This window comes from Maribacter sp. MAR_2009_72 (assembly GCF_007827235.1).
GTDB lineage: Bacteria > Bacteroidota > Bacteroidia > Flavobacteriales > Flavobacteriaceae > Maribacter > Maribacter sedimenticola.
Window position 1 is genome coordinate 1,846,786 of the sequence record NZ_VISB01000001.1, and the last position, 26,047, is coordinate 1,872,832.

General features: G+C 37.5%; 19 protein-coding genes and 1 riboswitch. Of the genes, 4 read left to right on the top strand and 15 right to left on the bottom strand.

Translation table 11 applies throughout. From position 1 onward, the window contains the following. Positions 1–32: 32 nt before the first annotated feature. From JM81_RS07655 to JM81_RS07715, 12 genes are all read right to left on the bottom strand, one after another. Positions 33–1,205, bottom strand: coding sequence for a trans-sulfuration enzyme family protein (locus JM81_RS07655; RefSeq protein WP_144801958.1), 1,173 nt, complete (start codon positions 1,203–1,205; stop codon positions 33–35). A gap of 68 nt (positions 1,206–1,273) precedes the next feature. Beyond that, positions 1,274–4,660: a bifunctional aspartate kinase/homoserine dehydrogenase I gene (thrA, locus tag JM81_RS07660; protein ID WP_144801961.1), complete on the bottom strand. Its 3,387-nt coding sequence runs from the start codon at positions 4,658–4,660 to the stop codon at positions 1,274–1,276. Positions 4,661–4,845: 185 nt separating this feature from the next. After that, positions 4,846–6,120, bottom strand: coding sequence for an O-acetylhomoserine aminocarboxypropyltransferase/cysteine synthase family protein (locus tag JM81_RS07665; RefSeq protein ID WP_144801964.1), 1,275 nt, complete (start codon positions 6,118–6,120; stop codon positions 4,846–4,848). A gap of 116 nt (positions 6,121–6,236) precedes the next feature. Then, a riboswitch (SAM riboswitch) is annotated at positions 6,237–6,340 on the bottom strand. A gap of 314 nt (positions 6,341–6,654) precedes the next feature. Continuing rightward, positions 6,655–8,277 carry a sulfatase gene (locus tag JM81_RS07670; protein WP_144801967.1) on the bottom strand — a complete coding sequence of 541 codons (1,623 nt, stop codon included), beginning with the start codon at positions 8,275–8,277 and terminating at the stop codon, positions 6,655–6,657. A 461-nt stretch (positions 8,278–8,738) separates the two neighbouring features. Next, complete coding sequence (locus JM81_RS07680; protein WP_144801972.1) at positions 8,739–9,494, bottom strand: class I SAM-dependent methyltransferase; 756 nt, start codon at positions 9,492–9,494, stop codon at positions 8,739–8,741. Beyond that, positions 9,485–10,219 carry a DUF2071 domain-containing protein gene (locus JM81_RS07685; RefSeq protein WP_144801975.1) on the bottom strand — a complete coding sequence of 245 codons (735 nt, stop codon included), beginning with the start codon at positions 10,217–10,219 and terminating at the stop codon, positions 9,485–9,487. The genes JM81_RS07680 and JM81_RS07685 overlap by 10 nt, the downstream gene beginning before the upstream one ends. A 14-nt stretch (positions 10,220–10,233) precedes the next feature. Further along, positions 10,234–10,617 (bottom strand): DoxX-like family protein, encoded by a 384-nt coding sequence (locus JM81_RS07690; protein WP_261374996.1) that lies wholly within the window; start codon positions 10,615–10,617, stop codon positions 10,234–10,236. A 10-nt stretch (positions 10,618–10,627) separates the two neighbouring features. Then, positions 10,628–12,568, bottom strand: a complete 1,941-nt coding sequence (locus JM81_RS07695) for a CocE/NonD family hydrolase (RefSeq protein ID WP_186435546.1) — start codon at positions 12,566–12,568, stop codon at positions 10,628–10,630. A gap of 397 nt (positions 12,569–12,965) precedes the next feature. Then, positions 12,966–13,253 (bottom strand): hypothetical protein, encoded by a 288-nt coding sequence (locus JM81_RS07700; RefSeq protein ID WP_144801978.1) that lies wholly within the window; start codon positions 13,251–13,253, stop codon positions 12,966–12,968. A 220-nt stretch (positions 13,254–13,473) separates the two neighbouring features. After that, complete coding sequence (gene metK, locus JM81_RS07705; protein WP_144801981.1) at positions 13,474–14,730, bottom strand: methionine adenosyltransferase; 1,257 nt, start codon at positions 14,728–14,730, stop codon at positions 13,474–13,476. Between the two features lie 239 nt (positions 14,731–14,969). Beyond that, positions 14,970–17,648, bottom strand: a complete 2,679-nt coding sequence (locus tag JM81_RS07710) for a TonB-dependent receptor (protein WP_144801983.1) — start codon at positions 17,646–17,648, stop codon at positions 14,970–14,972. 37 nt (positions 17,649–17,685) lie between these two features. After that, positions 17,686–18,543 (bottom strand): GLPGLI family protein, encoded by an 858-nt coding sequence (locus tag JM81_RS07715; RefSeq protein ID WP_144801986.1) that lies wholly within the window; start codon positions 18,541–18,543, stop codon positions 17,686–17,688. A 189-nt stretch (positions 18,544–18,732) separates the two neighbouring features. Between JM81_RS07715 and JM81_RS07720 the strand changes: the two genes are divergently transcribed. From JM81_RS07720 to JM81_RS07730, 3 genes are read left to right on the top strand one after another with little or no spacing between them, the layout of a single operon-like run. Next, positions 18,733–19,347 (top strand): deoxynucleoside kinase, encoded by a 615-nt coding sequence (locus tag JM81_RS07720; RefSeq protein WP_089262448.1) that lies wholly within the window; start codon positions 18,733–18,735, stop codon positions 19,345–19,347. 24 nt (positions 19,348–19,371) lie between these two features. Then, positions 19,372–20,346 (top strand): aminodeoxychorismate synthase component I, encoded by a 975-nt coding sequence (locus tag JM81_RS07725; protein ID WP_144801988.1) that lies wholly within the window; start codon positions 19,372–19,374, stop codon positions 20,344–20,346. Further along, positions 20,330–20,935 (top strand): aminotransferase class IV, encoded by a 606-nt coding sequence (locus JM81_RS07730; RefSeq protein WP_144801991.1) that lies wholly within the window; start codon positions 20,330–20,332, stop codon positions 20,933–20,935. Before JM81_RS07725 ends, JM81_RS07730 begins: the two co-directional genes overlap by 17 nt. On the opposite strand, the gene JM81_RS07735 is transcribed toward JM81_RS07730, so the two are convergent. Next, positions 20,928–21,929 carry an App1 family protein gene (locus tag JM81_RS07735; RefSeq protein ID WP_089262455.1) on the bottom strand — a complete coding sequence of 334 codons (1,002 nt, stop codon included), beginning with the start codon at positions 21,927–21,929 and terminating at the stop codon, positions 20,928–20,930. The genes JM81_RS07730 and JM81_RS07735 overlap by 8 nt on opposite strands. Before the next feature lie 221 nt (positions 21,930–22,150). Between JM81_RS07735 and JM81_RS07740 the strand changes: the two genes are divergently transcribed. After that, complete coding sequence (locus JM81_RS07740) at positions 22,151–22,861, top strand: energy transducer TonB (protein WP_144801994.1); 711 nt, start codon at positions 22,151–22,153, stop codon at positions 22,859–22,861. Between the two features lie 66 nt (positions 22,862–22,927). Here JM81_RS07740 and JM81_RS07745 read toward each other — a convergent pair whose 3' ends face one another. Both JM81_RS07745 and JM81_RS07750 read right to left on the bottom strand, forming a co-directional pair. Then, on the bottom strand, positions 22,928–25,351 hold the full coding sequence (locus JM81_RS07745; RefSeq protein WP_144801997.1) for a sodium-translocating pyrophosphatase: 2,424 nt from the start codon (positions 25,349–25,351) through the stop codon (positions 22,928–22,930). A 114-nt stretch (positions 25,352–25,465) separates the two neighbouring features. After that, the gene (locus tag JM81_RS07750) at positions 25,466–25,993 is read right to left on the bottom strand and encodes an inorganic diphosphatase (RefSeq protein ID WP_089262461.1); all 528 of its coding nucleotides are present in this window, start codon (positions 25,991–25,993) and stop codon (positions 25,466–25,468) included. Positions 25,994–26,047: the final 54 nt, after the last annotated feature.

A 26,047-nucleotide genomic window follows, 5' to 3' on the forward strand; every position in this document is an offset into this window, starting at 1 on the left:
CCGGGCTTTTTTTGTTTTAATCACTATATCTTTTAGCCTAAGGCCTGAGCAATATCCGCTATGATATCGTCTATATGTTCCAGGCCTACAGAAATTCTGACCGTACCATCTGATATGCCCACCGCAGCACGTTCCTCTACACTTAATTTACTATGCGTTGTAGATGCCGGATGCGTAACGATAGTTCTTGAATCTCCTAAATTGGCAGAAAGGGATAATAGTTTAATGGAATCGAAAAACTCCCTACCCGCCTCTAATCCACCTTTAACTTCAAAGGCTACTACACAACCACCCGCTTTCATCTGCTTTTTTGCAATTTCATATTTAGGGTGCGATTTTAAAAATGGATATTTTACCCAGTTAACCTTATTGTTGGCTTCTAAATATTCGGCTAACTTTAAAGCATTATCACAATGTCTATCGACTCTTATTGCCAGTGTTTCTAAACTTTTAGAAAGGACCCAGGCATTGAAAGGTGAAAGTGCCGGACCGGTAATTCGTGAGAAACGATACACCTTATCTATCAAATCTGCACTACCAACGGTAATACCTGCCAAAACCCTACCTTGACCATCCATTAGTTTGGTACCGGAATGTATGACCAAGTCCGCCCCAAATTTAATGGGCTGTTGTAAGTAAGGTGATGCAAAACAATTATCTATGATTAAAATTAGATTATTCTTTTTGGCAATTTTACCCAATTCCTCCAAATCCAACACATCAACACCTGGATTGGTAGGCGTTTCCGCATAGATGATTTTTGTCTTTGGTGTAATTAGACCTTCAATTTTTTCTAACTCATCTATTTTAAAGTATGTATGATCAATATTCCACTTAGGAAAAAAGTTGGTAAACAACGAATGCGTAGAACCAAAAATACTTCTTGCCGATAGCACATGATCTCCACTATCTAGCAACGCTGCCAATGTAGAAAATACAGCTGCCATCCCCGATGCAAAAGCAAATCCGCTCTCCGCTCCTTCCATCTGGCACACTTTTTCTATAAACTCCGATGAATTAGGATTAGAATATCTTGAGTATATATTACGATCTTTTTCCTCAGCAAACGATGCGCGCATATCTTCCGCATCTTCAAATACAAAACTAGAGGTCAAATACAATGGAACGGAATGCTCCAAATTTTCGCTTCGTTTTAATTGTGTACGTATTGCGTTCGTTTCAAATTTATTATTGTTTTTTTTCATTACACTAATTCTTCTCTATTCCTATTTCTACTTTCCTATACTTTGTACTTTGTACTTCGTACTATCCATTACCCTTTCTCCGCTATTCGCAATATATCCCCAAAGACACCTCTTGCTGTTACTGCTGCGCCTGCACCTGCGCCTTGTATTACTAACGGATTTTCACCGTAAGATTCCGTATAGATCTCTATTATGGAATCCGACCCTTTTACTTGCCCCAGGGCACTTTCTTTGGGTACGGAGACCAATTTAACATCTAATACTCCTTTCTCTTTCTGAAGATTGCCATGCAGATCACCTACATAACGCAATACATGGTCTGGTTTTTGGTTCTTCTTAATTTCATTGAACTTGGTATCCAACACTTCTAAATGCTGCAAGAAGAAATCTACCTCACCATCTTGTAGTTTTTTAGGTATCAGGTTTTCAATATTGATATCTGCAAACTCATTATGCAAATCCAGTTCACGTGCTAAAATCAATAATTTACGCCCAACATCATTTCCAGAAAGATCTTCACGTGGATCAGGCTCTGTAAATCCTTTTTGCATTGCATCTTTCAAAATCGATGAAAAAGGTACATCCACTTCTGAGAATGTATTGAAAATATAACTTAAAGAACCTGAGAACACGCCTTTTATCCTTGTTATATTCTCTCCGGATAAATGTAACAACTTAATGGTATCAATCAATGGCAATCCTGCTCCTACATTGGTTTCGTACAGATATTGCTTTTGATTTTTTTGCAATTCTTCCCTCAATAACTGATAAAAATCGTAACGCAAGGTATTGGCAATTTTGTTCGATGACACAATATCAAAACCATGCTCTACAAATTCAAAATAGTTGGCTACGAAATCTTTACTTGCCGTATTATCTATTACTATAAGGTTCTCTAAATGATGCCGCTTTGCAAATTCAAAGACGTCATCAACCTTATACGGTTTTCCTTTCTGCTCTAGTTGTGTCTTCCAGTTTTTGGCAATGCCTTTTTCATTCAACAATATCTTTTTAGAGTTTGCAATTCCAAAAACCCTTAGGTCTAATTTCTTACGCTCTTTTATGGACTTTGCCGATTTTAAAATCTGTTCTATCAACGTACCGCCTACATTACCATGACCGAAGATCAAAATATTAATTTTCTTGCTGATGCCGAACACCTGACCGTGCATAACATTGACCGCCTTATGCAAATCTGATTTCTTTACTACCAAACTTACGTTCTTGCCAGATACCGTATTATTGAACAATAACGGTACGATCTGGTTTTTGATCAATGCATTGAACGGATTGTGAAAAGTACTTAAATCTTGACCTACGATAGATATGATAGACACATCATCCATCACTGTAATCATATTTACATCCTTTGATTCAAAATCGTTGCTAAACTCATTTTCCAGTGCCAGCTTTGCTCTTTTAGCCTTATCCTTTTTCACCACAAGACCTATTCCCCTTTCGGATGATCCTTGGGAAATAATGCTCACACTAATATTGCTAGATTGTAAGGCTTTAAAAATACGGGCATCTACCCCTACTTTCCCTAACAAGCCACGACCTTCTATATTTATCATAGCAACATCTTCTATAACCGAGAGCGACTTTATACCTTCTTTACTAGATTTGGCGCTTATTAAAGTACCCTCATTATCATCATTATAGGTATTTAAAATACGTAACGGAATGTTCTTCTCAATTAAGGGAATTATAGTTTTGGCATGTAAAATAGTAGCTCCAAAATTGGCAAGCTCATTTGCTTCTTCATAAGATAGGTTCGCCAGTCTTTTCGCCTCCGGCACATAATCAGGATTTGCCGTATAAATACCATCAACATGGGTATAATTCTGTAATTCTTCGGCATCTAAAAAATTAGCCAATAATGCGGCGGAATAGTTACTACCATTCCTACCTAAAGTAGTTGTCTCGTTCTCCACTGTAGAAGCTATGAAACCGGTTACTACCGCTACCGTATCACTCGGAATTTCAGCGAATTTTAAAAGCACCAATTCTTTGGATTCATTTTCAAGCACCTTGGCGTCACCAAAGGTATCATCGGTCTTAATAACTTCACGAGTATCTACAAGTTTGGCATTGATCCCTTTACCGATCAATAGTTTGGTTACCAGTTTGGCAGAAATCAACTCGCCATACGCCAACACCTCATCTTTTATTTTGGCACTATAATCTCCCAACAGGGAAACTCCTTCATACAGCTTTGCCAAGCCCTTGAATTCCACAGATAGATTTACATTGGAATAGGTATGTTTTTGATACTTCTCAAGCGATTCAAAATCCGACCTATAATCTTTTCCCTTGGCTGCTTTCTCCAGCATATCCTCTAGCTGATCCGTAGCCTTTTCCCTTGCGGAAACCACCATAGCTACATTCTCATTGTTCTTGACCTTTTGTGTAACGATATCCAATACACGCTCAAGTCCTTCGCCATTGCTTAACGATTTACCGCCAAATTTTAAGATTTTGATTTTCTTGATATTACCGTTGGTATTAAAAATACCGGTCAGCAATTTTTCCATCTGATCAAACTCGATCAAAAAGGCATCATGCCCATGTAACGATTGTACTTCGCCATAGGTTACATTACTCTTTGCCTGCGCCAATTGCTTAAAGGTATCTTTGTTTTCTTGGGCAGTAAAGAACATATCGGAATCTACCCCGATAATATGAATATTGGTATCGCTATTTTGTAGCTTAATAAAATTCTCATCACCATCCCTAGTTATATCAATGGTCTTTAACAATTGATTCATCAACTTATACGCAGACAATTGAAAACGCTCTTGTAGCTTATCGCCATGGTGCATTAACCAACTTTCTACATTAAACACCTTAAGCTCCTCATTGGTACTTCGTTTAAATCGCTCTTTAAAGGAAGCAGGTGTCCTATAACATAACATGGCATGCATACGGGCATCATGCACAGGTTGTTTAGAATTCACTAAAAACTGTTCCTGTATTTGGCAATTGGCTATTAACCAATCGGTCGATTTCCAGTCAGATGCCACAGGAATCAAATGTTCTGTCAGCGTTGGGTGCAATGCTGCCATTTCCCAAGCGATACCGCCACCTAAAGATCCACCGATCAATGCAAACAAACGTTCTACTTTTAACTGCTGTAGGCCCAATAAAAATAATCTAGCTACATCACCGGCTACAAAATCCTTATAGTTCTCTATTACAAACTTATCATGACCATTACCCGGAATGTTGAATGCCAAAATAGTGTACTTGTTGGTATCTATACACTTCTCTTCTCCGATCAAGGCAGACCACCAACCATTTTCACCGGTAACATTAGAATTGCCCGTTAATGCATGATTCACCAATATAATGGGTGCAGTATGTAATTTTTTTCCAAATACCTGATACGATAATTGAATATCTTGAGCACTACCGCTTAGGGTCTTGTATTTTTTAATCTGTAGTTGATGTAACATCTATTTCAAAATCAATTTGTGGCTGAGCTTCGACTTCGCTCAGCCACCACATGTAAAATAATATATTCTTGAACATTCAATGACTTCGGCTAGGCTCAGCCGCCACCAATATTCTTTTTTCTTAAACCACCGATCACTTCGGCTTCGCTCAGTGACCGGTGGTTTCAGCTTTTACCTTATCTAATTTAAAGACTTGCAAATGCCTGCTCTAAATCTGCTTTTAAATCTTCTATATCTTCAAGACCTACGGACAAACGAATTAAATCTTGCCCTACACCTGCACCTTCTTGCTGCTCTGCAGTTAATTGCTGGTGAGTAGTACTTGCCGGGTGAATAATCAATGATTTGGTGTCACCAATATTGGCAAGTAATGAAAAAATCTTAGTGGCATCGGTAACCTTTTTAGCCGCTTCAAAACCGCCCTTGATACCAAAGGTAACCAATCCGCTTTGACCTTTTGGCAAGTATTCTTGTGCCAAGTCATAGTACTTATTGCTCTTTAATCCTGGGTAATTTACCCAAGCCACTTCTTCCCTTCCTTCTAACCAAGTAGCCAATTCCAATGCATTTGCACTGTGTTGCTTTATACGTACCGGCAAAGTCTCTAAACCTTGTATAATTTGGAAGGCGTTATACGGACTCAATGCCCCACCAAAATCACGTAAACCTTCCAGTATCAATTTAAAGGTAAATGCTGCCGCACCTAATGCCTCACTATATACCAAACCGTGGTAACCTGCAGATGGTTCCGTGAATTCAGGGAATTTTCCGTTGGTCCAATCGAACGTACCGGCATCTATAATTGCGCCACCTAAAGACGTTCCTTGACCGCCAATATACTTCGTCAATGAATGAATGACCAAGTTGGCACCGTGCTCAATAGGATTTAACAATGAAGGTGTAGCCACAGTGTTATCTACTATAAATGGTACTCCAGCCGCTTTAGACTCCTTTGAGATCCCTTTTAGATCTAACACATCCAATTTCGGATTCCCTAAAGATTCCACAAAGAAAGCCCTTGTATTATCCTGTACCGCTTTTCCAAAATTTTCAGGATCAGATGCATCTACAAAGGTGGTCGTAATACCGAATCTTGGTAGGGTAACATTCAATAAATTAAAGGTACCACCGTATAAACTGCTGGATGCTACAATATGATCGCCCGCTTTTAACAAGGTCAATAAACCTGTAGAAATAGCAGCAGTACCAGATGCAAAGACCACAGCCCCAACACCACCTTCAACAGCAGCTAATCTATCTTGTAAAATTTGATTGGTAGGGTTGTTTAACCGTGTGTAAATAAACCCTAGTTCTTTAAGTGAAAATAAGTTTGCCGCATGATCGGTATCATTAAATACATACGATGATGTTTGATAAATAGGCACTGCCCTTGTACCTCCATTTGTAGTGGTGTCGTGACCTGCGTGTAATGCGTTTGTTGCTAATTTGTGATTACTCATGATTTTGTTGTTTTTAAAAATTATTTTAATAATTAAAAAGCCCAACTTAAACACATAAAAATGTGAGTAAGTAAAATCAAAAAGTTATAAGAAAGTAATATCGAGAAAATCGATTACTGTTATCCTTCCCCTAAGGGTAGAATGTAGCACCTTCTTTGTATGAAACAAAGGGTTGCTAAGGTTTCAAAGGGTCTAATCCCTCCACCTTTCTTGATAACTATTCAATACGTGTGTGAACTTTGAGCTACAAATATAAAGGCAGAAAAATTTAAAAACCTAGTATTTTATGAAAAAAAAATAATTCTTGGTCTTGTTGTTAGTTTTCTGAAGGTCTTTAAAATTAAAACATGCGTGGTTCAAAATATGCTACAATGTCAACATAGATGTGTTTTTTTAAAGTAAAAAAAAGAGACACACGTGTTCCAAACCTGTTCTCGATACACTCCTAACCTAAAGAAAAATTAGTTTAAGAGCACTCGAACTGACATTTTACTATCACCGAACAACGAACAACGAACAACGAACAATGAAAAACTACTCAATCATCCCTGCGCTCTTATATTTATCTATATACATCTGATCTTGCTCCGGGGAATCTTTATATTTTTTACGAAGTGTAATTAAATCTTTCTTTAATTTTTTAACGGTATCTGCGTAGGCAGGGTCATTGTAGACATTGTTCATTTCCTTTGGGTCCTTCAATCTATCATACAACTCCCACTCATCAACATCATAGTAGAAATGCACCAATTTAAATTCTTTATTCACAATACCATAGTGACGCTTTACCATATGAACAGATGGATATTCATAGTATTGATAATACACGGCATCTCTAGTCCATTTTTCTTTTTCGCCTTTCAACAAGGGCATTAAACTTTCGCCTTGCATATCACTTGGCGGCGTGATGCCTACCGCTTCTAACATGGTTTGTGCAAAGTCTAAATTCTGCACCATTTCATTTTCTACAGAACCAGGTGCTACCACATTTGGCCAACGTACCAATAACGGAGTTTTGAATGATTCGTCATATATGAATCGTTTATCGAACCAACCGTGTTCCCCTAAGTAAAATCCTTGGTCAGAGGTGTAAATTACAATAGTATTTTCTGCCAATCCGCTTTCGTCCAAATAGTCCAATAAGCGACCTACATTATCATCTACCGAAGAAATACTACCCAAATAATCTTGCATATAGCGCTGGTACTTCCATTTCATTTTCTCGGTATCGTTCATTTTTGGCCAATTCTTATAGAAAAAATCGTTGATCGAATCTAACACCGGATCATACAATGCCTTTTGTTCTGCCGTGGCACGATTATACGGACCATAAAAACTGTTGGGAAATTCCTCCACTACCGGTAAAACCTTCCCTTCCATTTTGGCTAAGGTTTCCGGTCTAATTTTACTATCATGACTGTACATCATGTGTGTCAACAAATTCATTTCTGCCGTCTTTGCCGCCGATCCTCTATTGCTGTAATCATCAAATAAAGTTTCAGGCTCTGGGAAGGTTTTTTTCGTGAACTCCTTGAACTTATCCGGTCTTGGCCACCACGGTCTGTGCGGTGCTTTGTGCAAGTACATCATCATAAAAGGCTCGTCATTGGACGCTTCTTCCTTCAACCAATCTAATGATACATCTGTTATGATATCGGTAACATAGCCTTGTTTGGTTATGGTATCACCATTGGTGACTATAAAATCTGGATTAATATAGTGCCCCTGACCCGGCAAAATCATAAACTCATCTACCCCTTTTGGATTATTGCCAAAGTGAAGCTTGCCGAACATAGCCGTTTTATACCCATTCTTTTGAAAGATTTGTGGAAACGTCACCTGCGTGGTATCGAACGGAAAATAATTATCCACTTTCCCATTGATATGAGTGTGCTTGCCTGTTAATATTGTTGCCCGCGAAGGTGCACAAATAGAGTTGGTAACACTCGCATTGGTAAAAAGCATGCCCTCTTTTGCCAAACGATCAATATTGGGTGTTTGCAGTAATTTATCATCATATGCGCTTATGGCCTGATATGCATGATCATCTGACATGATGAAAATGATATTGGGCTTTTTAGCATTGTTTTTCTGTGCTTGTAAAGTTATTGGTAGCAGAAATAATAACCCTGTTGTGATAAGGAATAGGTTCTTCATTGATTGCGGTTTGATGGTTATTAAAAATAGGTAAAATTTAACGACACATTATAGAAACACATCAAATTAAAATTGATTGAATTCATTTAAAATAAATCAACCAAAAAACACCACTCAAATAGAACCATAGAACAGAAAATATGACATGTATAATAGTTTCAAAGGTTTTCCCATTCCACAATGAAGTAGAATAGCCAAAAAATTGAATAAACAAGCGTATAGTCCAAAAAATTGCAAACCCGAATGAAATGGTCTTACCTAAATTAGTTTCTATTAATTCTTTAGTAGAAGTGAGGCATAACAAACCCATTAACAACACTGTCAATGCTATAAAAATGGTATGAACCGTCATTATTTGTTTATTAACAAGACTTAATTTATTTAACTCTTCTTTCCAATTAAAATACCTTGGGAATATTATATGTATTAAGGCCAAGAGAATTAATACACCTCCAATTATCTTAATTTGTAGCTCCATTTTTATGCAATATAAAAGTTGAAACAAAAGGTGTTGTTTTCCCCTCTTTAACCAGTCTTAAACCAGCATTTTTAAAAATTTTTAACCAATTAGATCTAGAATAAAAATGAAAAAAACCAATGGTATATGCTATAAAATTAAATGAATCTCTAAGATGCTCCGTAACAAATATTTGACCATCTTCTTTCATAACCCTTTTAAGCTCTTTAAAAAAAAGTTCTCTTTCTTCTGTATTTCTTATTTCGTGAGCAGAAAACATTGCTATTACTACCGAAAAAGTATTATCCTTAAATGGTAAGTTTTGTGCATTGACCTTTACTGTATTGCTACTAGGCGGATATAGCAATCTAGCTCTTTCAATAGATACTTCCGTATGCTTTTCACTATCATAAAAATCACATATTGTTAAATCTATATTAGGAAAATCGTCTCTTATAATTTCACTTGTTTCATCAAAACCTGCATTTATATTTAATACTTTTTTGTCATTTAAATTAGGCAACCAACCTAATTGATATAAAGAAGAATAATCATAGATATAATAAGAAACCAATAACGTAAATATTACAGTGGTTATTCCTAATAAAGCTAACCAAAACAAAATGCTTTGCAGATAAAAAGGGGCAATTATTTGCAAACCAAGCGCAAAAAGCAAAAGCACTGCAGCTATGACATAAAAATGCCAATTAAAGCGAAGAATATTTATTACCCCTTGAAAAGGCGCTCGTTTTAGTCCCATGATTCAATTTTGCCTCTTTTCCAATAATATGGAATATTAGTAATTTCAAAAGCACTGGCCAAAATCACTTTTGTAAACTGAAAATTATTCAAAAATTCAAAATGATAATCCGCAATTATAATTGGCTTTGGTTTCCAATTTTGACGAACACCCTGAATAACTAGCATAGAATTTGTTCTTTTATTAAAGGTAAATGTATGAGGTAATGGTCCAGCAAATTTTCGAGCATCTTTCCAATTTTTAAAAGGTGAATTAATTGGAATTATAACATCTTCTTTAGAAATATTAATGACCACCCTAAATTCAGATTTCTTAGAATAAATGGTTTTTACATCGTCTTTTAGGTCATATAAGATATCTGTGGTTGTGTACTTATAATTGGTGAAGATATTACCTAGCAACTCCATTTTAACCTTATTGGTCTCCGACTTAATAATATAAAGACCGCGCAAGTTTTTACCCGCCTTATTTCTGTAGCGAACAAAAATTCGATAACCGGTTAAGAAGAAACTATTCCCCATAAATTTAGGAAAACCTTTTGGACGAAGTTCAGATGTCTGCACCATTGCAACAGCTATAAATGCCCATTTATCTTCAAAGCAATCTAATTCCAATAAGTCTGGAATAAGTGGTTTCAATTCTTGCTTTGGCACTGCAAATGTCAATACAACCGAGCTTTCAAAAAATGCTTCTACGGCAAAAGGATGATTCTGTAAGAAGCTCATATCAAATTTTCAAATTACAATTGTTTTTTTAAGATAAATTCATTGTAATAAACAACACCAACGAACAATAACGCAAAAACACTATTCATTTTACCCCATAACAATAGGTCTGGAACTAAAAAATACTCTAGAAAGTTCATGAGCAACACAATACTAATTTGCAGCAATGCATTAATTCTTGAATTATATTTGGAAACAATCCAAACGGCCATTATAATTTCTGAAATTCCTATTAAAACTGTTATTGGTCTAGAAAAATTCTCACCTAAAATTCGACCTACAATTTCTTGATGTCTCGGAACCAAATTAAAAATCTTACAAATTAATCCATTTAATAACCAAACTATGGCTATTAAATAATTTAAAATTAAGTGTAATTTATTTTTTATAGTTTTCAATTTAGATAGTCTACTCCAACACAGAAAACTCTATACTTGAATCCGTAAACACGGTATGTGTTTGGGTTTTAAAGTCCGACTCATCAGCTTCAAAAATATTATCTACATAGGTCTGCGGATTTAAATCTATTAACGGAAACCAAGTGCTCTGTACTTGTACCTGTAATTTGTGCCCTTTTTTAATGGTATGGAATACATCTTGCAACTTAATGGTTACATCTGTTTTTTCATTTGGCACAAACGGTTCTGGGTTGGCAAAACTATTTCTAAAACGACCGCGCAATACTTCACTACGCACCATTAAATGATAATTGCTCATTTTCAAATGGTCTTGCATGCCTTCATAAGCAGGTTCATCCGCTGGGTGTACGTCAATGATTTTCACGATCCAATCTGCAGCGGTACCCGTAGTAGCAACTTTTAGCTTCGCCAAAATATCACCCGCCAAGGTCAAATCTTCTTGCATTACATCAGTTTCAAACACCAGGACATCACCACGGCGAGCTGCAAAACGCTGATCATCGGTCATATATTTTCTTGGTGTAAATACCGTTTTAATATCTTCTGAATACGGAACCGGTTTTTTAATATCACTGATAAACTTTACTTCTTCCACTTCTTTTGGCTCAAAAGTCAGTTCTTGATCTGGAGATAAATACATATCCTTTTTCACTACACCTGCCGGTGGCCATGTATCATAGGTTTTCCAATCTTTTCTACCGGTATCAAAAACGTAGGCTTCCGGCAAACCGCTATTCTTATCGCCATCACCTTTTAAGAAATGATCAAAGAATTTGGTTTCTATATGTTCTTGGAAAAATTCAGAAATTCCATCGCCAAAATAATAGTTGCCCACAGTATTCTGACCTTTTCTACGTGCCCATCCGCCGTGATCCCATGGTCCAAAAACCAAGGTATTGTAATTATCGGCATTATACTTTTCTATATTCTTATAGGTTTCTAACGGTCCGTACAAATCTTCCGCATCAAACTCGCCCGCAACTACCATTGTGGCCACTGTTGGCTTTACATCTTTTAAATGCTGGATCAAGCCCTTGCTCTGCCACATTTCATCATAATTTGGATGCTCTTTAAGTTCGTTCCAGAAATAATCATCGGTTACGCCCTCTTTTGCCATACGTGGGGTATCTGCTGTTTCGTATTCAAAAAATCGATCTAAGTTCTTTAACGGTCCTTCATCTAAAAAGAATTGATACTGATCTTCGGTAGGCAAATCCGGCAATGTATACCATGCCGTATCTATAGGCTTATCACCATCTGGTCTTGGTGTACCAAACAATGAAGTAGCCCTAAAGTAACTTAATAAATATGCTCCATTATGGTGGAAATCATCAAAAAAGAAATCGGCAATACTTGCCTGTGGAGATGCAGCCTTTAAAGCCGGATGAGCATCTACCACGGCATAGGTAGAATAAAAGCCAGGATACGAAATTCCCCATATACCTACATTACCGTTATTGTTTTCTACATTATTGACCAACCACTCAATAGTATCATAAGTATCTGAACTTTCATCGATATCCTGGTCCGTTTTTTTGTTGGGATTATAGGCGCGCATATTTTCATAATGCCCTTCACTTAACCAACGACCGCGCACATCTTGATAGACCACTATATAGCCGTCTTGCATCATATGAATATTAGGGGCGATCTTTGTTTTATAATTACCCGCTCCGTAAGGTTGAGAACTATACGGGGTTCTCTGCATTATAATTGGATACTCTTTTGAAGTGTCCTTTGGCGAATAAATAGTGGTATGTAACGTAACACCGTCACGCATGGCAATATCCACTTCTTGCTTGGTGTAATTTTCTGCCACGTAGGTATCGGAGATTTCTGCATCTGCAACTTTGGGTGTCTTTCTGCAGGAAATGATAATTGAGGCCAGTACTAAAAGGGTTAAAATTTTTTTGATGGTAAACTTTGGCATGTCTTAAAAATTTAAAGTCTTAAAGCTAAGAAAGTTTACTGCTGTACGGAACAAAAAAAGAAATGAATTTAAACTTAGTTCAACCTACCCATTAGCCTTTCTATATGTCATTTATAGTATAAAGCAACCTCATGTATAGGCAAATGCTCCTCACAAATTATGGCATTGCATTCAAAATCCGCTAAGGTTCAGGCATAAAAAAAGCGACTGTAGGTGAGTCGCTTTTTTTTTAGGTAAAAATTCTTCAAAACATTAATATCTTCTTTGCCAAGAGAAGCATTCCGGAAAAAAATTCATTCCGAAAAACCCTAATGTCCTGATTTTGGTTAATTGTGGTTTTCATTTGGGACTGTTTTAGGTTAAGATTTATTTGGGGAAACTTATTTAATGGGCATTCTTATTCAAATTTGAGAATTGCTATTTTATCATTTTGATGGGAATTTTCCCTTATACCGACCTTATCCCATTTTGGATAATCATCAGTACTGAAAACATGAATTTTTACATCAACATCAGGAACTTGTACAGATACTTTTTGGTCAAACACCATTGAGACATCTTTTTTATGTGTTGGGGTATTTATGATATACCCTGAAATTAAGTCCGTATCCTTTGCACAAGAACCGGCACATGAACACATCAAAAAAAGCAAGGACATCTGAAAATATTTCACAAAAGTGGTCATAGTCAAAAAGGTTAAGTTTATGGATAACGATTTGGGATTCGTTAAATACTTTTTCAAATATATGTAGTACTTTTCTTACATATTAATTTTTGTGGTGAAAGTCCGTTAATTTGTTGTGAACGCTCATTGACCATTATTTTACCACCTTATATTCTTTGAATACACAAAAAAAGAGCGACCAAATGGTCGCTCTTTTTTTTAACATAGTATCCTATAAATCTTACATACTAAAAGCAGCTTTAATTTCTGAAACCATATCCAGTTTTTCCCAAGTAAATAATTCCACTTCTTTTTCAATACGGCCGTTATAAGGTGATTCAAAAACTTTAGTGATAGTTACCGGTTCTTTACCCATATGACCATAAGCAGCTGTTTCCAGATAAATAGGGTTTCTCAGCTTTAATCGTTCCTCAATTGCAAAAGGCCTCATATCAAACAACTGGGCTACTTTTTTGGCAATATCACCATCACTTAGCCCTACCTTGGAAGTACCGTAAGTATCTACATAAATAGAGGTTGGTTCCACTACCCCAATAGCATAGCTTACCTGTACCAAAATTTCTTCCGCAACCCCAGCGGCCACCAAATTTTTGGCAATATGACGAGCAGCATATGCCGCACTACGGTCTACCTTGCTAGGATCCTTACCACTAAAAGCACCGCCACCATGGGCGCCTTTACCGCCGTAGGTATCTACAATTATCTTTCTTCCGGTTAATCCGGTATCTCCGTGAGGTCCACCAATGACAAATTTTCCTGTAGGATTAATGTGATATTTTATCTTATCGTCAAACAATTTTTGAGTCTCACTTGGCAATTGTGCCTTAACCCTGGGAATTAAAATAGAAATGATATCAGATTTAATTTTTTCCAACATTTTTTCATCGTTGGCATCAAAGGCATCATGTTGTGTGGATACCACAATAGTATCTATACGTTGAGGCTCATTGGTATCTGAATACTCTAACGTAACCTGTGCTTTGGCATCTGGCCTTAAATATGAAATCTCTTTACCCTCTCTACGCAGTACTGCCAAAGTATGTAAAATCTTGTGTGATATATCCAAGGCCAAAGGCATATAATTTTCGGTCTCACTGGTAGCATAACCGAACATCATTCCTTGATCACCGGCACCTTGCTCTTCTTTGGCACCGCGATCAACACCTTGGTTAATATCCTGACTTTGTTCGTGTATCAACGATATTACGCCACAAGAATCCCCACTAAATTGGTATTCTCCTTTGGTATATCCTATTTTATTGATTACTTCACGCGCAATGTTCTGTACATCTAAATAGGTATTGCTGCGTACTTCTCCTGCCAAAACCACTTGGCCAGTAGTTACCAAGGTCTCACAAGCAACCTTACTTTCTGGGTCAAAGGCCAAAAAATGATCCAACAAGGCATCACTGATTTGATCCGCAACTTTATCCGGGTGTCCTTCACTAACAGATTCTGATGTAAATAAATATGGCATAACAAACTTTTTTATTCTTAATAAAGGATTTGAACTTATGCCGAAAAAGAAGTATGATGTGATATGGTATCAGCATCAACTGCTTTAGCATTTTTTTGTCTAGACCCGCAGGCAAAAACAGAGGTTGCAATCAGTCAAATCCCTCCTCTTTATTTTAATGAGATGCAAAAATAGAAAAAATGTTCTGTTCCCTATCTTAATACCATGTTATTTATTGACTCTATTCAATAAAATGTCCATTACAAATTATATTTGATAGATAACAGTACATAACGGGGCTGAACAAAATATGCCTGTGTACTGAAATAAAGTTCGTTGGTACTGTCCCTATTTAACGTGGTCGTATTTAAGAGGTTTGTTCCCTGTATACCATACTCCCAATGGCTGTTCTTTTTTTGGTAGGTAAGGTCTGCCCCCATAAAACTATAGGTATTGGTTATGGTATCTTCCTTATCATTATATTTATAATAATCATAATCTAGATTAAAAATAAAGTTCTTTAAAAAGCTGGCATCAAAACGTGCATAGGGTCTTTTGGTGTAAAATGTGGTCTCCAGACCTCCGTTTTCATAATTATTTATGGCATAGCGGTAACCTAATTCCAAATTGGGTGCATTTTTAAAATTGGTAGACAAGGCAGTGGAATAATTCTGTGTCAAGGAATTTGAGGTACGCTGTACATTATCTACCAAGTTATTGGTCGTGGACCAACCCAAATTTCCTTGAACCGAAGCTTTGATCTTGCCAAATGTGCGCTCGTATTTGCCGTTTGCGCTAAACGATTCATCAGCAAAATTGGAATTGATCGTACTGCCCACCCTATTGATACCCACAATATTTACACCGTTCTTGAGAGCATCAATTCTTTTGGTATATGCCAAATTTGCAAATATGTTAGTGAAATTAAACATATTGAAACTGAAAAAATTAAGGGAAACATTATGGTTTAACGCACTTTCCAAATCCCTATTTCCACTATACAGGGAATTGTAGTTGTTCAGCACATATCCTTGCGCAAAATTACTTACATCCGTAAACGAACGAGTAACCTGATAATTGAAACGAATATTTTCGGATTTTTTTAATTGTGCATTGATATACACATCTGGTAACAACGACGTTAGATCGTCATTGACCACAGTACCCAATTGTTCATTACGTACATTAAACCTATGCAAGGTTAACCCTGGGTTAAAAGTAAATATGCCTGAAATCACCTTATAATGTAACCCTGCGTATACATCAGACACATGAAAATTAACATCATTGCCAAATTCCTCACCGTTCATGTTCAATACCTCCCCATTATCAAAAATTTGAAAAATGCCAGAATTAAAATTCTGATTGCTCTGTGTAGTGCCCAAGGTTAAATTGATGTTACTCTTGCTTCCAAGAACCCTGTAATAATCTACTTTGGCATCTACCTTGTTCGTTACTACAGTTTTAGCCTGGTTTATATTATACATCTCCTGGTTTTCATCAACCGGAAATATATCTACAAATGCAAACTCATTTCGTATGGCCTCATAAAATGGATCTTCGTCCTGGTATAAATGCTGGGCCTCTACCGCAAAAATATTTTTCTCATCAAGTGTATAGTACAAATTCAGGTTTTGGTTCAGTGCCAAAGGTTTTTGTTCTTTTACTTCCATTATTTCATCTGTAATGGAAGAAACGGAAAGTATGTTGACCTCCTCGGTATCATCTGATTGTTTTAGGAGGGCATCATAGTCCAATTGAAAATCTTCATTTGGCTTATACCTGGCACTTAACTTTGCCAATCCTAATTGAATGGTCTGATCGGTATTGCTAGTTGTACGCTCCACATCATTGCTGGCAATATAAGAGGTGCTACCTTCGGACTTCATAAGTGTGCCGGTATAGGAATATATACCAAAACCACTTAGATCAAGACTTTCCGTTGGTGCATAGCTAAAATTTGCCGCCGCAAACTTGGTATCGATATCATTGGCCCTATTATTTTGCGCAGAGGAAAGGCCCAATGCATCTACTCCCGTAGCTATAGTACTTCCAACTCTTGAGTTTAAATTTCTAAATCCGCCCGTAAAGTTTCTGTAGTCGTTTCGGGTAAAAGGTACTTCACCAATATTATTTAAATCCGTAATTATATTTACGCTGTACTTAGGACTGTAGTAAAACAATTTGGGATGGGCCAAATACCTATCATCCGGGCCATACCCTGCCGTAATCTCACCAAACCAAAAATTCTTTTTTCCTTCTTTTAATTTAATGTTCAATGCAACATTATCATCATCATTGGTAAGCCCTTTCATTTGTGAGACCTCATTGAAATTTCTCAACACCTCTACTTTGCTCAAGGAATTGGCAGGGATATTCTCAACGGCCAATTTGCTATCTCCGTCAAAAAAATCCTTTCCTTCTACCATAACCTTGCTCACCGTCTTACCTTCCACTTCTATTTGGCCATCGTCATTTATTTCAATGCCCGGAAGGTTTTCCAGTACATCCTTCAACTTTTTTTCTGTCCCGGAAACGAAGGAATCCGTATCGTACACAATAGTATCGCCCTTAACGGAAACAGGCATTTCATAAGTAACATCCACCTCATCTAACTGTGCGGCCTGCTCGTACAAAACAATATCTTTAACCGCATCATCCTCAGCTGCGGTAAACGTAAAGGATTCTGGTCTAAACCCTAGATAACTCACTTTGATCGTGTATTGCTCACCAGTTTTCAACTTCAATTTAAATAGCCCTGCATGATTTGTTATCCCGTAGGATTCCAAACCTTGGGTGGCCGTATTAATGGCTATGACATTGGCCATATCCACACCGGCACCCAGACTATCCTTTACTATGCCGGACAAGGATATTTCCTGTGCATTACCAAAGATTGCACACAAAAACATAAGGACAAGCAAGAAGGAATTTCTCATATAAACGGATGTATAAAAGTGATTTTGGAGGATACAGTTAGTTTGGCCTACCACCACCGCGACCACCGCGATTTCTAAAATTTTCGCGCATTTCCTTCATTTTCTCCTGAGCAATGGTATCATATTCCTCTTGCGTCACCTTTTTGCCTTTATTAGGTGCTTTAATTTCAATCTTGTCTGATGGATTCATAGTAATCTCGGAACATATAATTGTAGTAACATCATCGTTTACGGCAAGTATTAGTCCCGGAAGCCCCCAATATAGCCCAGGACCTTGATTTATTGGGATTTCTGGGGTATACCATGCAACAATTTCCACCTCCTTTACTATAAATTCATCTTCCTTTTCCGCCTCACTTTTTTCTTCATCACCCCTACCCGGTCTTCTAAATACTGCCCGCATATTGGGGCGTTTAACCGTTTTTACTGCTGTTGCTTTAAAGGCCATATAATTACCAATTTTTTTGGATTCACTTTCCATCTTCCAGTCCAACGCTTGCAATTCATCATCGATCAGGAAAATTTTACCCAACAATTCATTCTTGACCAGATACCGTTGGTCCTTTATATTTTTATAAAGATCCCCATCTGTACCGGTCAATGCCCCAAAACGTGGACCACGGCCGCCACCTCGTTCCCCTGGCTGTTCCAACTTTTTTTCTTCCTCGTAGATAGAGGCTGTTTTATTAAAATTGAGCACAAAGGTTTTTTCATTGGCCCTTTTCATACGCTCCATCATTTCCTTCTTTCTATCTTCTGGTATATTCCTATTTCCAAAATCAAAATTTACCTGGGTTTTACTTTGGTAAACGGCTTTTCCTTGAAAATCCTGGGCCTGCACCTCTACGATCATGCAAGTAACGAACACTACTATGAACCACGTATATTTCATCATCTATATAATTAGAATGCCAATAGGACTGTTTAATTAGGTTTTGGTTTAACGTATCTATGTTAATAATTACAAAACCCAATTTTTTTTAAGCCATACGGCAAATATGTTTTTACATCCTGTAGTTATCTTGTATCTTGTACCATCTAAGAATTGCTTAAAAAACAACACAACCATTAATCATTTTATTCTATGCACATAGCAGTTGCCGGAAATATCGGTGCAGGAAAAACGACCTTAACAAGATTACTCGCAAAACATTATAAGTGGGAAGCCCATTTTGAAGACGTAGTGGAAAATCCATATTTAGATGATTTTTACAATCAGATGGAACGCTGGAGCTTTAATCTACAGATTTACTTTTTAAACAGTAGATACCGCCAAATTTTGCAGATAAAGGAAAGTGGCAAGGAGGTTATCCAAGACCGCACCATCTATGAGGATGCCCACATCTTTGCGCCTAACTTGCACGCTATGGGCTTAATGACCAATAGAGATTTCCAAAACTACTCTAGCCTGTTCGAGCTTATGGAAAGCTTGGTAGACCCGCCAGATTTATTGATTTACCTACGTAGTTCCATACCCAATTTGGTAAAACAGATTCACAAAAGGGGGCGTGAATACGAGAATACCATATCCATTGACTATTTAAGCCGTTTGAACGAACGCTATGAAGCTTGGATACACGGCTATCAAAAAGGAAAATTACTGATCATTGATGTTGACGATTTAGACTTTGTGGACAACCCAGAGGACCTTGGTACCATTTTAAATAAAATAGACGCGGAAATCAACGGTCTTTTTTAAAACGTTATTAAATATTTACCACGTTTGAACGATTTTGAAAAAAAGGTACGTCACTTTCTTAAAAATGACCAGCCCTTTATTTTTATCATAGATTTTCAAAAATCCGAACAGTTGGCCTACTCTTTTCAAGAAGCCGCGGCCCAAGACATTTATTTTAACATTAAAGGCAATGGAAATGACCGGCAATTACAACCTTTAACAACTACCGCTACATCTATTGACCTACGGCCCGAGCCTTTTAATAAAGATGCGTATATAAAAGCGTTCCATACAGTACAGAATGAATTAAAAAACGGCAATAGTTTTTTATTGAACCTAACCTTTTCCACACCATTACATACCAAGGCCTCACTAAAACAAATTTATCAAAATGCATCCGCACCATATAAATTATGGTTCAAGGATAAGTTTATTGTTTTTTCACCCGAGTGTTACATCAAAACTAAGGACGATTCCATATTTTCCTATCCGATGAAAGGAACGATCAACAATGATGTACCAGATGCAGAGGCTCAATTGCTGTCCAATAAAAAGGAATTATACGAACACAATACCATTGTGGATCTTATACGCAACGATCTGTCCATGATCGCAAAAAATGTTAAGGTCAACAAATTTAGGTATGTTGAAAAAATTAAAAAAGGAACCCAAGAATTACTGCAGACCAGTACAGAAATTCAGGGTAATTTACCTAAGGACTGGAAGGATAATTTTGCCGCTCTACTTTTGAAAACATTGCCGGCGGGTTCTATAAGCGGAGCGCCCAAGAAGAAAACAATAGAGATCATAGAATATGCGGAGACTACGCCAAGAGGCTTTTACACAGGCGTATTCGGTATTTTTGACGGCAAGGATATTGACAGCGCCGTAAGTATTCGCTTTATAGAAAATAATGACGGCCAATTAATTTACAGAAGTGGTGGCGGTATAACGCATTTGAGTACGTTAGAAGAAGAATACCAAGAACTATTAGAAAAAATTTATGTACCCATTATTTGAATCCGTACATATACGCAATGGCCAAATAAAAAATGCCGTCTACCATGAAAAAAGGTTTGCCAATTCTTACTTCGCTTATTTTAATAACAGACCGGCCTATTCTTTGTTCGAAAATATTTCCCTACCAGAATTAGACCTAGACATCAACTATAAATTAAGAATAGCATACGGTCTTAAAGATAAAAAATGGCAGATCACACCTTATACAAATTCCCTTCCTTCTACATTGCAATTGGTTTATGACGATACCATTACGTACCCCCATAAATTTAACGATCGTGAACATCTGAATTCTCTTTACCAAAACAGAAAAAATGCCGATGATGTCTTGATCATATGTAAAGGCCAAATTACGGATACCTCATATTGCAATATATTGTTTACCGATGGATCTACAATATTTACCCCTTCCACACCATTGCTCAAAGGTACATGTAGAGCAAGATTACTGGCCGAGAACAACATACAAACCAAATTGATTACTCCTGCAGATATACAAGATTACCGACATTTTCAATTGATAAACGCCTTAAATGATTTTGATGCGTCTAGATGGATGCCTATTAAAAACATTTATCAACCTAAATAAACCCATGGTCCTTGGCATGGGCAATGGCCTCTTTGGTTTTATTGACCATAAGAAAAGGGATGTCCTTAAAGTCCACAAAAAGATTTTCTATTCTCGCCATTCGTTTGGCATCGTTTACGCTTCTTAAATATATTGCCTTGATCCTACCTGGAAAAAGCGTAGAAATTTCCTGATATATATCCCCATCCTTTTCTCCACTATCGCCTATCAAAATAAACGGAAGATCAGGGTATGACTTCAAAAGATTACTTATCTCTCTTTGTTTTTGTGGTTTTTCGTCATTTTTCTTTCGCATTCTAAAACTGGCCATACTGCGCAGTAAAAGAGGGCCCTTGGGAAAATTATTCGTTTTTAAAAAAAGTTGTAGATAGCGGTAAAGGTTCCATGGACTATGGCTTACGTAGAAAATAGGGTTAGCTTCATCTCCTGTTTTCCCATGGTGCAACTTCATATAGAAATCAGAAGCGCCATCTAACTGCCTACGCTTGGTAGCCCTTTTGAACATAGTGTTGATAATAACCTTCCATTTTAATGAAGATACCACCCCCGTATGCAATATGGTGTCATCAATATCACTAATTACCCCAAATTTGGCATGTTCACTAGGAATAAGCATTTCACCAGGGAACTTATTCTTTAAAAGGATTTCACGTTTTAGATTGGTATCCGTAAAAGATAGCTCAAAATTTACCCAACCTTCATCGTTTGCTAGATCATGTAGACCGTTAATATCCTCGTCAATTAAATAATAGCCATCATCATCTGTAGTGCCTTGCACGCTTTTTCCATTGGATAGGGTTATCTTAATGGCCGTGTTCCTAATTTCATCGGTCTCAAATCTTTTCCATGTATTCTGCATTAAGTTAAAGATTCCCTTTTGATCCAAATCTATATTCTCATCTTCAATGGCACGGCCACGTACGTAAAGCCTGTTTGCACTACCGTACGACTGAAAATTGATGATCTGAAGTTTATCTTTCTTAAAAATACCCATGGTGTTAAAATTACGGTCTTTCAACAACCTTTAAAATTTTTATTGCAATAATTACATCAATTAAGTTACAATCTAACCTTAAGAGGTCAAAACGGTCATTGGAGCGTGTATTCACTCATTGAAAACTACCGTACGCTCATTACCCGTTGTATATCGCGCTCAATACAAATAGTTTTAGCGCTATAATCATACTTGTACAGTACAAGTCTAAAACCCTAATTATGAAACCAAAAAAAAATCCACAGCAAGACCTCAACAAAAAAAGTGCCACCTACTTTGTTTTTGGACTACTAATAGTTTTAACAATGGCATATGTAGCCTTGGAATGGAAAACGTTTGACCAATCCGTTTATGACGAAGTAGGAATGAACAAACCTGACCTGGATATTATAGAAGACGCCCCAATTTTTCAATTAGTGGTTCCGCCGCCACCAAAACCACCCGTTCTCCCTGTTGAAATTGAAATAGTAGATGACAATGATCCCGTAGAGGAAACGGAAGTTATTGCCATTGAAGTCAACACAAATACGGAAGTTGTGGACATCTCTGAATTTAATGTCATTGACCCTGATGAGGATGATGAGGTTAAAGTGATTTGGAAAACTATTGAGGAAGTTCCTATTTTCCCAGGGTGCGAAAAAGAAACGGATAAACGAGCCTGCTTTAATGAAATGATGCAAAAACACATTAAGAAAAACTTTAGATATCCAGAACTAGCACAGGAAATGGGTCAACAGGGAAGAGTAAATACTCAATTTGTGATCAACAATGATGGCAGTATTAGCAATATACAAAAAAGAGGCCCGCATGAATTATTGGAAAAAGAAGCTGTCCGTATTCTTTCTAAACTACCAAAAATGAGTCCGGGCAAACAACGGGGCAGAGCGGTCCAAGTGTCATTTTCAATTCCTATTACCTTTAAACTACAATAAAAGGAATAAAAAAAACCATCAGCATAAAACTGATGGTTTTTAAATAGTTAGGGTAACCCTTCCTAACTACTTATTGATTTCTACTTTTTCTATGGTAACCTCTGTACTTGTCCCCTTTTTTTCAATACTGGCATTTTCAAACTTTTTTAGATGTGCCTCTACTTCAGCTTTTGTACCAGTATATATTTTTTCCTCTGTTACAGATTTACCGTTAACCATGGTTGAATAGGTGACAATGGCCTGGGCCAAATCATCATTTTCCACATTCATCTCAATAGTCACCTCCTTGGTATCTTTTAGCATGGTAACGCCATCTTCCGTATGTCCACCTAAAATAGGTGCTATGACCAAACCGATCAAGCAGGTCAATTTTATTAAAATGTTCATAGAAGGACCGGATGTATCCTTAAACGGATCTCCTACGGTATCACCGGTAACGGCTGCTTTATGCGCCTCTGAACCTTTATAGGTCATTTCTCCGTTAATTTCCACTCCGGCCTCAAACGACTTCTTGGCATTGTCCCAAGCTCCACCTGCGTTGTTCTGAAAAATTGCCCATAATACCCCGGATACGGTAACACCGGCCATATAACCGCCTAGCATTTCCGCGATAGCCAATTTATTCATCCCGAACAATAACGGGGCAAATGCGATAACCAAAGGAAAACCAATGGTCAACAATCCTGGCAATATCATTTCTTTTAGCGATGCCTGTGTAGAAATAGCTACACATTTATCATATTCCGGTTTGCCGGTTCCTTCCATAATTCCCGGAATATCCCTAAACTGACGCCTTACTTCCTGAACCATTTCCATGGCCGCCTTACCCACAGCGTTCATTGCCAATGCGGAAAATACTACAGGTACCATACCACCAACGAATAGCATTGCCAATACCGGAGCTTTAAAGATATTGATACCATCTATTCCTGTAAAAGTTACATAGGCCGCGAACAAGGCCAAAGAAGTCAATGCCGCGGATGCGATAGCAAATCCTTTACCTGTTGCTGCCGTAGTATTCCCAACAGAATCCAAAATATCCGTTCTTTCCCTTACTATCGGTTCTTGTTCACTCATTTCCGCAATACCACCCGCATTGTCGGAGATTGGGCCAAAAGCGTCTATAGCTAATTGCATTGCCGTTGTGGCCATCATTGCAGAAGCGGCCAAGGCCACACCATAAAAACCTGCAAAAGCATACGATGCCCAAATTGCACCCGCAAATAACAATACTGACGGGAAGGTGGATATCATACCTGTTGCCAGACCCGCGATAATGTTTGTTCCTGCACCTGTTGATGATTGTTGAACGATTTTTAAAATTGGAGCTTTTCCCAATCCAGTATAATACTCAGTTACCGAAGAAATTACTGCACCTACTACCAAACCTACCAATGTAGCATAGAATACACGCATTGAGGAAATTTCCTGTATTCCTTCCCCAAAAAATTCCATTTGCATGGTTTCCGGCAACATCCAAGTTACCAGTCCAAAGCAAGAAACGGCCACTAGGACTATAGATGTCCAGTTACCTACATTCAAAGCTCCCATAACTTGGGCCTCTTTGGCATCATTACTTTTTATCTTTACCAGCATGGTTCCTATAATAGAAATAATAATCCCCGCTCCTGCAATGGCCATTGGTAGTAAGATCGGACCAATACCCCCAAAGGCATCTGAAATACTACCGCCCATATCCTTGATAACATAATTTCCCAATACCATTGCGGCAAGAACGGTTGCTACATACGAACCGAACAAATCTGCCCCCATTCCGGCGACATCACCAACGTTATCACCTACATTATCCGCAATGGTTGCCGGGTTACGTGGGTCATCCTCAGGTATTCCTGCCTCTACCTTACCTACCAAATCCGCTCCCACATCGGCAGCCTTTGTATAGATACCTCCGCCTACACGTGCAAATAACGCAATGGATTCAGCACCAAGGGAAAAACCCGCCAATGTTTCCAAGACAATGGTCATATCCATAGTAGAGGTCCAGATACCTCCCATAAAAAATTGGAAAAATGCTATAAAAAATATGGTAAGTCCCAATACGGCCAACCCTGCTACACCAAGTCCCATAACCGTGCCACCGCCAAAAGAAATTTTCAATGCATTTGGCAAGCTTGTTCGTGCAGCCTGAGTGGTCCTAACATTGGTCTTGGTGGCAATTTTCATTCCTATATTTCCTGCAAAAGCGGAAAAAATAGCCCCAAATATAAATGAGACTACAATTAACCAATGTGTTGTAGGCACTATAAAGGAAACTATGGCAAGTAAAACACTTACCACAATTACGAAAACGGATAAAAGTTTGTATTCTGCACTTAAAAATGCAAGGGCACCTTCATAAATGTAATCTGAAATTTCTTTCATTTTACCATTTCCGGCATCTTGTTTCATTACCCAAGATCGCTTAATACCCATGTAAACCAGGCCTAAAATTGCCATTGCAATTGGCATGTAAATCATTAGTGACTCCATTTAATCTTCTGTTAGTTAGTTATAAAATTAGCCCGGCTAAAGTAGTAAATTAGAATAGAATAAAAAAAGCCACTTTTTATTACAAAAAGTGGCTTTAAAAACTATAATCGTTGCTTAAATCACAAAAGTGCGTTTTGCTTTATGTTCACTTTCGTTATATCGCTTAACACATTCGTGATAAATTTCTATTGCTTCTTTGGAATCTCCCCATCCCCCAGTATCAACTTTTTTCTCCTCTAAATCTTTATACACTTGAAAGAAATGCTCTATTTCCTTTAATCTATGCGGATTTAAATCGCTGATATCATTATTATTGCTCCAGATCGGATCTGAAACCGGCACGCAGATTATCTTTTCATCGGGACCTTTTTCATCGGTCATATGAAAAACACCTATTGGCTTTACCTCCATAACGGTCATTGGGTAAGTAGGCTCCGTACCCATCACCAATACATCTAAGGGATCCTTATCCAACGCCAGTGTTTCTGGAATAAAACCATAGTCTCCCGGATACATCATTGAAGAGAACAACATACGGTCAAAACGTATTTTATGCAATGCAAAATCGTATTCGTATTTATTTCTACTTCCTTTTGGAATTTCTATTAACACATCAAAGGTCAATCCTTTTCCTGCTGCCATATTTCTAATTATTTATTTGTTGCTGTGAATGAAACGTTAGTTATTAGTTATAAT